The following is a 13162-nucleotide window of genomic DNA, read 5'->3' as shown; positions in this document are numbered from 1 at the left end:
CGAAGCAAAAAAAAACGGCGCACAGGGCGCCGTTTGTACCACAAGGAATCGAGTTAAACTTTAAAGCTGTCTATCTGCTTTTTCAGCTCGCTGGTTTCGTTAATTAATTGACTACCGCTGTGGTTGACCACTTGCGCATTTTCCACCACGTTTTCCGACAGACCGTGAATGGCGGTAATGTTTTTACTCACTTCATTGGCAACCGAACTTTGCTGATGTGATGCGGTAGCGATTTGATGGTTCATATCGTTAATGATGCCGATATTTGCGCGGATTTTATCGAGTGCACCACCCACTTTAGATGCGGTATCGATAGTTTCACGCGCTGAGGCTGTACTGGTATTCATTGCCTGATGTGCTTCATCGGCAGCGCGTTGCAGCTGCACAATAATCGATTCAATTTCTTCGGTAGATGAACGGGTTTTTTGTGCGAGTGAGCGCACTTCGTCAGCAACCACAGCAAATCCACGCCCTTGTTCACCTGCGCGCGCCGCTTCAATCGCGGCGTTAAGGGCGAGCAAATTCGTTTGTTCAGCGATGGTGCGGATCACTTCCATTACCGAGCCGATATTGACCGAATTATTTTTCAAAACCTGAATTTTTTGCGCTGTGGATTCAATCTGCCCGGTGAGTCGATTCACATTTTCCAGTGAAAGGTTAACGATGGCATTACCTTCTTCCGCTAGGATACTGGTTGCACTGGTGCGCTCGGCGGTATCACCAGCATGGCGCGCAATTTCATTGGCCGATGCAGACAATTCTTCCACTGCAGTGGCAACCAATTCAATTTCACGCAATTGTTGTGAGGTGGAATTCACCGTGCTTTCGGTGGCGCTGCTCATCTTGTTGACGTTGGTGCGAACCTTGTCGTTAACCTGAATTACATTGCGAATAATATCGGCAATATGCTCCATCACCAGATTAAAATTGTGTGCGAGCGCCGCGATTTCATTTTGACTATCCGTGGGCAGACGACGGGTTAAATCACCACCCCCACCAGCAATGGTAGCGAGCGAGCGGGTCACTTCATCAACCGGCCCCAAGACCAGGCTGCGTATCAACAAATATACGGTGATTAAGCTGGCAGCGAGCAATGCCAACACGGTTAGCACACTGGTTTCGATTTGGTCAGCCAGGGTGTCACTTAATTCCTGAGTGGAAAAACTGATGTCATAGCTGCCGATGGTGCTGCCGTTATAGACGATAGGGATCGCAGTGCGGGAGATCTGGTTTTCGCTGCGATCATCATCCGCTGCCTTGGCAAGCGACTGACCGCGATGGTCAACCACATTCACCGAGGTAACCAGCGACGTATTTACCAGCGACTTGGCTATAGCTTCAATCTGTTGGAAATCGTAGGCGAAAACCGCTTCCAAAATTGAACTGTTAGTCAGGGCGATCATGGCTGAGGTCTCTGCCTCCAGCTTTTTTTCTTGTGCACTCGATGCGATCTTGTAATTGGTGAATGCCACGATTACCGCAATCGCCACCATGGCAATAGTCAACACCATCATCAATTTGGTGAGTAAGGATTTCTGTACCATGTTTCCCCCGAAAATATTCGGCTATTAGACTTATTTGGAGTTCCCAGTGTTATTGGCGGCAAATCGGCACCAATCTTGAGGATTGATGTAACCAGATACTTGGGTGATTGCCTTTTATGGCGGTATACAGACGATTATTAAGTGAGCTGTAGTAATGAGCCGGTGACACCAACGGCTGTTGTATACCAGTTAGCAGAGTATAGACACAGCTTTGGAAAGCTGCGCGAAGAAGAAAAGAAGATCTAAAAAGATGTTTTTAATGCCAGGGAGAATATAGTAAGAAATACGGGGGATGAGCCGCCGGTATAAACCGGAACTGGCTCACCCCAAGCCGAGCGTTTCAGCGATTAATCATCGCTGTCTCCATCGGGATCATTGCCACCAGCCATACCCAACTCCTTGAGCTTGCGGGTGAGCGTGTTGCGCCCCCACCCCAGCAAGTTCGCAGCATCGCGTTTGCGGCCAGCGGTGTATTTCAAGGCAGTTTCTATCAATGCGCGCTCGAAGGTGGGCACTGCCTCGCTCAACAACTGGTGTTGGCCGCGAGTTAACGCCTGGTCAGCCCAATGGCGTAGGGCTTTTTCCCAATCGTCCGCCGGGGTGCTGGTCTCTTTGTTTTCGAGCAGCTCGGGCGGCAGGTCTTCAATATGTACTTCGCGCCCGGATGCCATTACTGTGATCCAGCGACAGGTGTTCTCCAGCTGACGCACGTTGCCCGGCCATTGCAGGGTGCAGAAATATTCTTCAGTTTCCGGTAGCAAGACTTTCGGATCGACATTCAGTTCGGTCGCCGCTTTGTGCAGGAAGAAACGCGCCAGCTTGGGGATATCTTCACGGCGGTTGGCCAGCTTGGGGATATGGATGCGGATAACGTTCAGGCGATGGAACAAGTCTTCGCGGAAACGGTTATCAGCTACCAGAGTTTCGAGATTTTGGTGGGTTGCAGCGATGATGCGCACATCCACTTTCACCGGCGTGTGTCCGCCAACGCGATAGAACTCGCCATCGGCCAATACGCGCAACAGACGGGTTTGGGTTTCGGCAGGCATGTCGCCGATTTCATCGAGGAACAGCGAGCCGCCGTTAGCTTGCTCAAAACGCCCCTGGCGCTGGGCAGCCGCACCGGTAAAGGCACCTTTTTCGTGGCCGAACAGTTCGGATTCCATCAAATCCTTGGGAATCGCTGCCATGTTTAAGGCAATAAACGGCTCGTTGCGGCGCGGACTGTGGCGGTGCAGGGCGCGCGCCACCAGCTCTTTACCCGTACCCGACTGACCGTTGATCAGTACGGTGATGTTGGATTGCGACAAACGGCCAATCGCGCGAAACACTTCCTGCATAGCCGGCGCTTCGCCGATGATCTCGGTATTGGTCTCTAGCGCAGTCTCGGCACCGTGTTCGGTTTTTTGCTCTTGCGCATGGGCGAGAGCGCGCTGGGTTACCGCGACGGCATCGTCCACATCGAAGGGCTTGGGCAGGTATTCGAACGCACCGCCTTGATAGGCCGCAACGGCGCTATCCAGATCCGAATGGGCGGTCATGATAATGATCGGAATCTGCGGATGGGTATTGTGCAGATTGCCGAGCAAGGTCAGGCCGTCAGTACCCGGCATACGGATATCGCTGATGATAGCATCGGGCGTATCGCGGTTGAGCTGGCTCATGGCGCTATCGCCCGAGTCAAACACACGGGTTTCGATGTTCGCACCTTGCAGGGCTTTTTCCAGCACCCAGCGGATCGAGCGATCATCATCAATAATCCAGACTTTATTAGACTTCTGCATGTTGCGCTTCCATTGGTAAGTAGAGTGAGAAACGGGTTTTGCCCGGCTCACTTTGGCACTCGATGAGGCCGTGATGTTGATGGATGAGGTGTTGTGAAATGGTCAAGCCAAGCCCCGTACCTTCGGCGCGGCCGGAGATCATCGGGTAGAAAATGTTTTCGATCATATCGGCGGGAATGCCGGGGCCGTTGTCGATAATATCGACCCGGCAGATAAGAGAATGATGTTTGCGGCCAATGGTGTACTGCCGCTGGATGCGCGTGCGCAACTGGATGACACCATTGAGTACGTTGGCTTCCACCAATGCCTGCATGGCATTGCGCACTATGTTAAGCAGCGCCTGGATCAACATCTCCTTGTCGCCCTGCATGGGGGGGATACTCGGGTCGTAATCGCGCACAATTTTGATTGCATCGCTGCTTTCGGCCTTGATGATATTGGCCACCCGTTCAATCGCCTCGTGGATATTGAGCGATTGCCACTTGGGCAACTGGTTGGGGCCAAGCATCCGGTCAACCAGATTACGCAGGCGATCCGCTTCATCAATGATGATATTGGTATATTCAGTCAAACCGGAATTGGGTAGCTCGCGCGCCAACAATTGCGCTGCACCGCGAATGCCACCTAAGGGGTTTTTGATCTCGTGCGCCATACCGCGCACCAGATTGCGTGTGGTTTCGTGTGAAGTAGTGAGCATCTCCTCGCGGCTGATACGCAGCAACCGGTCGATCGGCTGGATTTCAATAATCAGACCATCGTGGTCACCAAACGGGGTTACGGTGTAATCCACGGTAATGGAGCCGCCACTGAGTAAGCGCCACTCGGCATGGCGCTTGGTGTAGTGGTTGGCCTGCGCTGCAGCAAGCTTAAGCTGACGGTCAGTTTCATCCGACTCATAAAAAAAATAAGTGATCGGCTCGCCGGTATTGCTCTCGCAACTCATGGCGAGCAGGGCTTCGGCAGCAGGGTTCATATGGCATAGCAGCAGGTCGGTATCCACCAAAATAATGGCGGTGCTCAAACTATCCAGTATGGGTTTGTAGATATCACGCGGACTCACTAGCTACTGCTCTCCTGAACGCCTCGACAATGGGCATAGGCAGTACTGCAAAAACCAAACCAAGTTAGAAATACCCCAGATTCGGTAGTTTTAGTTGCTGCACTCGTCCATTTTGGGGATTTTCAGGAAAATGATAGCACCAATTTGGTGCGTCTATTTTGGTGTGGGCTTTGAAAGGGCATTGTTATGAATGTTTGGGCGAATAATGTTCACGATGATAGGGGCAGATGTGCCCAATGATCGACCATTTTCATCTATAGCTTCCACGACTACTGTATGGGTGCCACGCGGAACATCCTTGACGATGATGTTATTCATGGTTGTCTCTTCCAGCAATTCACCGTTCATAAAGTACACCAGCAGGTGCCCTTGTTGGAGTTCCGGAGTGAGATTGATGGCTATAGCCAGATCGCGTTGACCAACGGGAATCGTGACATCATTGCGCGGGCTGATAATGGTTATTTGGTAATTAAGTGCGGCAGGCTGGGCATTCACTGGGTCGACAGCTACGGATTGAGGTAAAGCCTGAGGTTGGGCGCCTGGCACAGTATTGATCTCGCGCAACTCCAGCTTTTCAGCTTTTTCGGTGCTGGGTTTGTCGGTGTATTTGATGTTGCCATCTTTATCGACGGTCTTGTACACATCAGCTGCACTCACTTGTGCTAAAAACACTATCACCATCAACACACTGCGCATTACCTGTCCCCTATTACCCGATCGGTTTTCCCTAGAGTACTCTTGCGCCCCACAAAGAAAAAGCCCGCGCCGTTTCCGGTGCGGGCTTTTTCACAGATTAACCGGACCTAAGCCCGTTTAGCCTGCCAGCAGGACTTACACGCTGTAGTAGAGTTCGAATTCTACTGGGTGCGGAGTCATGTTGATGCGTTGGATCTCTTGTTTCTTCAGGTCGATGTAAGCATCGATGAAGTCTTTAGAGAACACGCCGCCAGCCAACAGGAAGTCATGGTCTGCTTCCAGGTTAGCCAGTGCTTCTTCCAGAGAAGAACACACTTGTGGGATTTCGGCTTCTTCTTCCGGCTCCAGATCGTACAGATCTTTGGTCGCTGCTTCGCCCGGATGGATCTTGTTCAGAACACCGTCGATACCCGCCATCAGCAATGAAGCGAAGCACAGGTATGGGTTAGCAGTTGGATCAGGGAAACGGGTTTCGATACGCTTGGCTTTCTCACCAACAGTGTAAGGAATACGGATAGAAGCAGAGCGGTTACGTGCAGAGTAAGCCAGCATTACTGGAGCTTCAAAGCCTGGAACCAAACGCTTGTATGAGTTGGTAGACGCGTTACAGAAAGCGTTCAACGCTTTAGCGTGCTTGATGATACCGCCAACATAGTACAGGGCAGTTTCAGACAAACCAGCGTAAGCGTCGCCAGCGAATTGGTTTTTGCCGTTCTTGGAGAAAGACTGGTGAACGTGCATACCTGAACCGTTATCACCGATCAGAGGCTTCGGCATAAAGGTAGCGGTTTTACCGTATTGGTGTGCAACGTTGTGTACGCAGTACTTGAGGATCTGTACTTCGTCCGCTTTCTTAACCAGAGTGTTAGCGCCTACGCCGATTTCACATTGGCCAGCGTTAGCAACTTCATGGTGATGGATTTCGATTTCCAAGCCCATAGCTTCCATCGCGTTACACATAGCACCACGGATGTCGTGCAGTGAGTCGATTGGAGCAACCGGGAAGTAACCGCCTTTTACGCGTGGAGCGTGGCCGTGTTTGCCTTCAACGTCGTCACCTGATTGCCATGCAGCTTCTTCAGATTTGATCTTGTAGAAAGCGCCGCCCATACCTGAATGGAAATGAACGCTGTCAAAAATGAAGAATTCTGGTTCTGGACCAAACAGGGCAACGTCGCCCAGACCAGTTGATTTCAGGTACTCTTCAGCGCGCAGGCCGATAGAGCGTGGGTCGCGGTCGTAACCTTGCATGGTTGCAGGCTCAACGATGTTGCAACGCACGTTGATGGTCGCTTCGTCGTAGAAAGGATCCAAAACGGCAGTTGAATCGTCCGGCATCAGGATCATGTCGGAATCGTTAATGCCTTTCCAGCCAGCGATAGAAGAACCATCGAACATTTTGCCATCAACGAAGAAGCTGTCGTTAACCACGCTTGATGGGAAAGTTACATGCTGCTCTTTACCTTTGAAATCGGTGAAGCGCAAATCAATCCAGCGAGCTTCGTGTTCTTTGATCAGGTCTAAAGTCTTAGACATTGAATGCCTCCAAGTTGTAATAGCCCGAAGGCTACGGATTGTGAAAGTTGTTATTGCGGCCGGTAAACAATCCAGAAGGGCGGTTTACCTGAAAATTTTCCCCACTTCATCCGGGCTCGCGACTCATTTCGGTGAGCGGGGCAAGACTAGGGTGTCAGAAAAGGGGCAAAATATATGCCATTTAAGGAAAATAGCAATAAGCGTTTAAAAATAAGGCTTTCCAGTGATAAGGAGAACTCGTAAAAAAAGACATTGCACCAAATTAATGCATGTAATTTTCAACTTGCACCAAAATAATTCAAAATATACCGGTTTACCGCTATGCCTTTTACCTCCCAGCAAAACGAGCGCTAGTGTGCCAGCAGCATGCGCCAAATTGCATCACTTTTATGGCCGATTCCATGTAAATCCTGAAGGCGTCCATAGACCGCGATGGGAGTTAGTATTTTGCCTAAATTTACCATAGCGAATATCTATAAGGTTCGGATCGAATGGCGCAAAAAATCACTGTAGTTTGCGCCCTTCGTCAAATCGGCGATGATAAAAAAACACAAAATACATATAAGAAGTAAGGGCTTAAAAAATGCACATGACAACAACCGAAATTTTTCTGATTGCAATGGTGATCATTTTCACCATTCCTTACTTGATTTGGCGTCTCGGCCGGACGGATTATTGGGCACCACTGGTCGTCGTACAAATCATTATGGGCATTGTGCTTGGCCCGGGTGTGCTGGGTAAGGCGTTTCCCGAGTACTACACCTTTGTGTTCAACCCGGACGTGATCAAATCGCTCAACGGTATCGCCTGGTGGGCGGTGATGATTTTTGTGTGGATCGCCGGTATTGAGCTGGACCTGAAAAAAGCTTGGGAATACAAGCGCGAAAGCGGAATCACCGCCGGTTTGGCACTGGGTACGCCGCTGCTGTTTGGCTGCGGCGCCGCGCTGGTGATGATGTCCTTCAGTGACGGCTGGATGGGGCCGAAAGGCATGACCTGGCAGTTTATTCTCGGTGTGGGCATGGCCTGTGCGGTAACGGCATTGCCGATTTTGATCTTGTTGATGGAGAAGCTGGACATCCTGCGCCAGCCAATTGGCCAGCGGATCTTGCGCTATGCCAGCCTCGACGATATCGCTATCTGGGGCGTATTAGCGCTGATCCTGCTGGATTGGGAACGCGTTGGTCGCCAGGGCATGTTCCTGATGGGCTTCGCCGTGGCCGCCTATTTGTTCCGCAAATTGATGGTGGCCATTCAAGAAAAAGACCGCTGGTATGCCGGGTTTATCTGGTTGGCCGTAATAGGTTTAGCGGCAGATTGGGCTGGCCTGCACTTTATGGTGGGTGCCTTCCTGGCCGGTGCAGTGATGGATGCCGACTGGTTTAACCAGGAAGATATGGACAAGCTGCGCTACTTCATTCTGCTGACCGTTATGCCGGTATTTTTCCTCAGTACCGGCCTGCGTACCAACTGGGATGTGGGCGGCTCAACGGTATTTATCGCCGCAGCAATCCTCCTGGTCGCCTCGATCTCAGGCAAGCTTGTGGGCGTTCACGCCGCCGGCAAAATCCTGAAATGGCAAAAGGGCGAGGCATCCGTCATCGGCTGGCTGCTACAGACCAAGGCGCTGATTATGATCATCTTCGCCAACGTGCTGCTCGATAAACAAATCATCACCAGCGAGACCTTCACCGCGCTGCTGATTATGGCGGTCGCCAGTACCATGCTCACGGTGCCGGTGGTATCACCCAAGCTGCAAAAAATCAAAGAGCTGATCTTCCGCTCCAAATAATGCAGATCCCCCCGCCCCTAAACAAAACCCCTGGTTCGTGAGCCGGGGGTTTTGCATGTAGCAATAGAGCAATAGCCGATCCTCTCGCCTTGGTGTGGCGATAACCTATACTGACACTTAATTCCACGCAGTTTTCATTGCGGGCTTGCTTTATAATCGCCGCCTTTTTATCCAGCCAGCATCCGCTGCATCTTGTCAGGCGCACTTCCCATGCATGTTGTTGTTAAAGTCTTTTCCGAAATCATCATTAAAAGCACCCCGGTCCGGAAGCGCTTTATCAAGCAATTGCGCGATAACCTACGCCTGTTGCTGGGGAGTTTAGGGGTAGATATCGATGTGCAGCGCGATTGGGAAAAAATTGAAATCCGTTGCCCAAATGCCGATGCTGAAATCGCCGCGCAGATCGCCGAGGTGCTGGCGCATACCCCAGGCATAGCTAACTTCGCCGTCTTACACGACTATCCACTCGGTGACCTGGACTCCATCTTTCAGCACACCCTGACCCACTGGCGCGACGCGCTCGCAGGCAAAACCTTTTGTGTGCGTGTCAAGCGAGTAGGTAAGCATCCCTATAGTTCGGTCGATGTTGAGCAATATGTCGGCGGTGGATTGCTACAGCATTCAGAGGCCAAGGGTGTAAGCCTGCATAAACCCGATGTCACCGTGCACCTTGAAATTAAAGGTGAGCGCCTCTGGGTGCTTACCAGCAAAACCCAAGGCATGTGCGGTTATCCGCTCGGTGCGCAAGACCCGGTACTGTCATTGATTTCCGGTGGATTTGATTCAACGGTTTCGACTTATCTGTGCATCAAACGGGGCCTGCGCGCGCACTACTGTTTTTTTAATCTCGGTGGACGCGCCCATGAAATTGGCGTAAAAGAAGTGGCCTATTATCTATGGAATAAATACGGCGCATCGCATCGCGTTAAATTTGTCACGGTGCCGTTTGAAGAAGTGGTGAAAGAAATTCTGGAGAAAGTAGACAACCCTTACATGGGTGTCACACTCAAGCGCATGATGCTGCGCGCGGCAGAAAAAGTGGCCGAGTCGCTGGAAATTCCCGCACTGGTCACCGGCGAAAGTGTAGCGCAGGTATCGAGCCAGACTCTCGTCAATTTAAATGCAATTGATCGCGCAATCGATATGTTAGTGCTGCGTCCACTCGCCACTATGGACAAGGGCGACATCATTGATCTCTCACGCAAAATCGGCACCGAAAGTTTTGCTGCGAGCATGCCGGAATATTGCGGCGTAATCTCTGTGAACCCGACCACTCGTGCCAAGTTGCCCAAGCTCGAATATGAAGAAAGTAAGTTCGACATGACCATTCTGGAGCGCGCAATTGCCGAGCGCCGCGCACAAAATATTGATGAAATTGTCGATGAGTTGGATGCAGATTTATCGGTGCCGGTAGTGGGCGAAGTCAACGCGCCCGATGTGATTATCGATATTCGCCATCCGGACGAGCAAGAAGCCAGCCCACTGAAAGTGGTTGGCGTGGAAGTGCGTACAATTCCGTTTTATTCGCTCAACCACAACTTTGCCAATCTCGATATGAGCCGCCAATATTATCTCTACTGCCAAAAAGGCGTGATGAGCCAATTGCATGCGGCAAATTTGAAGGATGCGGGAAAGTTGAATGTCGGCGTATATCGTCCAGAACCCAAGAGTGCCTGCGCTATTTCATGAGTCTACCAACGGCCACCCTACAGAGGGAGCGACTCGCTGAATTTGATTACCTGCGCGGCATGGCAATTGCCATGATTGTGTTGGGGCATTCGATTTTTCTTGCTCAACCGGTATTCCCGGCGCTACTGGAAAATTTATTGCGCGGCGGCACTGGCTTGTTTGTGTTTATTTCCGGATTTTTCTTTCATCGTGTTTTTTATCCGCGTTTTGATTACACGCAATTTATCACCAAAAAAGCCAAGTCCCTGCTGATCCCGTTTCTAGTCACTTCCCTATTCGCCTTATCGATTCGCATGCTCGGTTGGTGGCAAGACGGTCTCAGCTGGCAACAAAATTTACTTAATCTGTGGTACACACTGCGCAATGGCTATGTGCTTTATCCGCACTGGTATATTCCGTTTATTTTTATCACGTTTTTGTGTTCGCCATTGCACCTTGCTTATATTCGCGCAGGTTTATCGGCGCAAATTTTGTTGCTTGTCACTTTTTCTTTAATTGCGTTATTGATTCATCGTCCACAATCCAATTCCAACTTTTTACAATCGCTTATTTATTTCACACCTTATTATTTACTCGGGATTTTATTTTCGCAGTATGACGAGCAGTTGCGCCGCTGGCATTGGCCATTGCTCAGTGTGAGTGTATTTGTTATCGCCACCACTGCGCTGGTGCAAACCTACGTTCTGGTTCACGTTGGTAACTATCACAAAGCTGCATTTACCTATGAAGGCTGTGATTTGCAATTTATCCAAGTCCTGTTCGGCTGCATCGCCATGCTCGCATTGTGCCGCCATATCCGCCCCTGGCTACAGCAACATCTATGCTGGCTGGCGGAATTGAGCTTCCCGATTTTTTTTATCCACCCGCTGCTGACGATTGCGCTGGAAAATCTGGCGGCACTGGAGGCAATAAAACCGTTTTTTCCGGTCGCCAGTTTGGCGACCAGCTTGCTGGTGTTCAGCGTGGTGTTTTTGGTGCAGTTTTATGGATCGGCAGGGGTTGCAGTGGCAATCAAACACTTCGCCGGCAGCCGTAGCCGCTGGTTGATTGGCTAAAATCCCCCGCTCGACACCTCAAACCGCACCCCGGTAGCCCAAAAAATCACCAATTAATCCCTCGTAGTCATATCCGTGCAACACCTTCATAGGTATAATGCGCGCCTTTTTACGCTTCCCCTTTTGCCTCAGACAGGCGCATACCCAAGAGAAATCCCACAGTGACAGATCAATCAGCTATCGAAAAACTGCGCAATATCGCCATCATCGCCCACGTTGACCATGGTAAAACCTCTATGGTTGACCAGTTGTTGCGTCAATCCGGCACCCTCGACCGTCGCGATGAAAGCGCGGAATTAATCATGGATAGCAATGACCAGGAGCGCGAGCGCGGCATTACCATCCTGGCCAAGAACACTGCGATCAAGTGGAACGACTACCGTATCAACATCGTGGACACCCCCGGCCACGCCGACTTCGGCGGTGAAGTAGAGCGCGTATTGTCGATGGTTGATTCGGTATTGCTGATCGTTGATGCTGTTGGTGGCCCAATGCCACAAACCCGTTTCGTGACATCAAAAGCGTTTGAACAAGGGTTGAACCCGATTGTGGTTATCAACAAGATTGACCGCCCGGGCGCACGTCCTGAGTGGGTTGTTGACCAGGTATTTGATTTGTTCGATCGTTTGGGTGCGACTGAAGAGCAGCTCGACTTCCCCATCATTTATGCCTCTGCACTGAATGGTGTTGCCGGCCTGTCACCCGATGACATCGCTGACGATATGACCCCGTTGTTCCAAATGATTGTCGATCGAGTGAAGGCGCCACAGGTTGACCTGGATGGCCCATTCCAGATGCAAATCTCTGCGTTGGATTACAGCAGCTATGTAGGTGTTATCGGGATCGGCCGTATCACCCGCGGCAGCCTGTCGCCCAACCAGCAAATCGTGGTGGTTGATCACCAAGGCAACACCCGTAAAGCGAAAGTACTGCAAGTCATGGGCTATCACGGCTTGCAACGTATCGAGACTGACAAAGCCTATGCGGGTGATATCGTCTGTATTACCGGTGTGGATAAACTCGGCATCTCCGATACCCTGTGCAGCCCGGATTGCATCGAAGCCTTGCCAGCCCTGTCTATCGACGAGCCAACCGTAAGCATGACCTTCCAGGTAAACGATTCTCCATTTGCCGGTAAAGAAGGCAAGTACGTGACCAGCCGTAATATCAAAGACCGCCTGGATCAGGAATTGATTGCCAACGTGGCACTGCGCGTTCAGCAAGGTGAAACGCCGGATAAATTTATCGTGTCTGGTCGCGGTGAATTGCATCTGTCAGTACTTATCGAAAATATGCGTCGCGAAGGTTACGAACTGGGCGTTTCACGTCCTGAAGTAGTACAAAAAATCGTTGATGGCGTAATCCACGAGCCGTTCGAGCAAGTGGTTATCGACGTTGAAGAAAAAGACCAAGGTAAAGTGATGGAAGAGCTCGGCCTGCGCAAAGGCGAGTTGAACAACATGGAGCCGGATGGCAAAGGCCGTATCAAGTTGGAATTTCTCTGCCCATCGCGCGGTTTGATCGGTTTCCGTGGCCAATTCCTGACCATGACTTCCGGTTCAGGCATCATGACCAGTATTTTTGATCACTACGGCCCGGTAAAAGAAGGCGAAGTGGCCAAGCGTCAAAACGGCGTATTGATCTCTATGGTGAAGGGCAAAACTCTCGCCTATGGCCTGCACCCGCTGCAAGAGCGTGGCCGTTTGTTCTACGGCGCTGGTGTTGAAGTTTATGAAGGTCAAGTAGTGGGGATTCACTCGCGCAACAATGATCTGGTTGTAAACCCAACCAAAGCTAAACAATTGACCAACGTTCGTGCTTCCGGTACTGATGACGCGCTGACCCTGTCACCGCCAATCCGTCACACACTGGAACAAGCGCTGGAATTTATTGAAGATGATGAGTTGGTAGAAGTAACACCACTTAGCATCCGCGTGCGCAAAAAACTGCTTACTGAAAACGAGCGTAAGCGCGGCAAAAAAGCGTAACGATTAGTTTTCGCTATG

General features: G+C 50.8%; 9 protein-coding genes. 4 read left to right on the top strand and 5 right to left on the bottom strand.

Annotated elements, in window-relative coordinates; all coding sequences use genetic code 11:
* Positions 1–53: 53 nt before the first annotated feature.
* The 5 genes from J2X05_RS16105 to glnA form a co-directional block, all read right to left on the bottom strand.
* Positions 54–1544 (bottom strand): methyl-accepting chemotaxis protein, encoded by a 1491-nt coding sequence (locus J2X05_RS16105; RefSeq protein ID WP_310074369.1) that lies wholly within the window; start codon positions 1542–1544, stop codon positions 54–56.
* A gap of 347 nt (positions 1545–1891) precedes the next feature.
* Complete coding sequence (gene glnG, locus J2X05_RS16100) at positions 1892–3328, bottom strand: nitrogen regulation protein NR(I) (RefSeq protein ID WP_310074367.1); 1437 nt, start codon at positions 3326–3328, stop codon at positions 1892–1894.
* Positions 3315–4388, bottom strand: coding sequence for a nitrogen regulation protein NR(II) (gene glnL / locus J2X05_RS16095; protein ID WP_310074364.1), 1074 nt, complete (start codon positions 4386–4388; stop codon positions 3315–3317). The genes glnG and glnL overlap by 14 nt, the downstream gene beginning before the upstream one ends.
* Before the next feature lie 153 nt (positions 4389–4541).
* A complete protein-coding gene (locus tag J2X05_RS16090) occupies positions 4542–5084 on the bottom strand; it encodes a DUF4124 domain-containing protein (RefSeq protein ID WP_310074363.1) in 543 nt (180 codons plus the stop codon).
* 135 nt (positions 5085–5219) lie between these two features.
* Complete coding sequence (gene glnA, locus J2X05_RS16085) at positions 5220–6620, bottom strand: type I glutamate--ammonia ligase (RefSeq protein WP_310074360.1); 1401 nt, start codon at positions 6618–6620, stop codon at positions 5220–5222.
* A 583-nt stretch (positions 6621–7203) separates the two neighbouring features.
* Here glnA and J2X05_RS16080 point away from each other — a divergent pair.
* From J2X05_RS16080 to typA, 4 genes are all read left to right on the top strand, one after another.
* On the top strand, positions 7204–8412 hold the full coding sequence (locus J2X05_RS16080) for a cation:proton antiporter (protein ID WP_310074355.1): 1209 nt from the start codon (positions 7204–7206) through the stop codon (positions 8410–8412).
* Positions 8413–8622: 210 nt separating this feature from the next.
* The gene (gene thiI / locus J2X05_RS16075; RefSeq protein WP_310074352.1) at positions 8623–10101 is read left to right on the top strand and encodes a tRNA uracil 4-sulfurtransferase ThiI; all 1479 of its coding nucleotides are present in this window, start codon (positions 8623–8625) and stop codon (positions 10099–10101) included.
* Positions 10098–11156: an acyltransferase gene (locus J2X05_RS16070; protein WP_310074349.1), complete on the top strand. Its 1059-nt coding sequence runs from the start codon at positions 10098–10100 to the stop codon at positions 11154–11156. Before thiI ends, J2X05_RS16070 begins: the two co-directional genes overlap by 4 nt.
* Before the next feature lie 161 nt (positions 11157–11317).
* The gene (gene typA / locus J2X05_RS16065; protein WP_310074346.1) at positions 11318–13144 is read left to right on the top strand and encodes a translational GTPase TypA; all 1827 of its coding nucleotides are present in this window, start codon (positions 11318–11320) and stop codon (positions 13142–13144) included.
* Positions 13145–13162 lie beyond the last annotated feature (18 nt).

The organism is Cellvibrio fibrivorans, from assembly GCF_031457055.1.
GTDB classification, from domain to species: domain Bacteria; phylum Pseudomonadota; class Gammaproteobacteria; order Pseudomonadales; family Cellvibrionaceae; genus Cellvibrio; species Cellvibrio fibrivorans.
The sequence above is the reverse complement of the archived record's forward strand: the minus strand, read 5'-3'. Positions and strand labels throughout refer to the sequence as shown.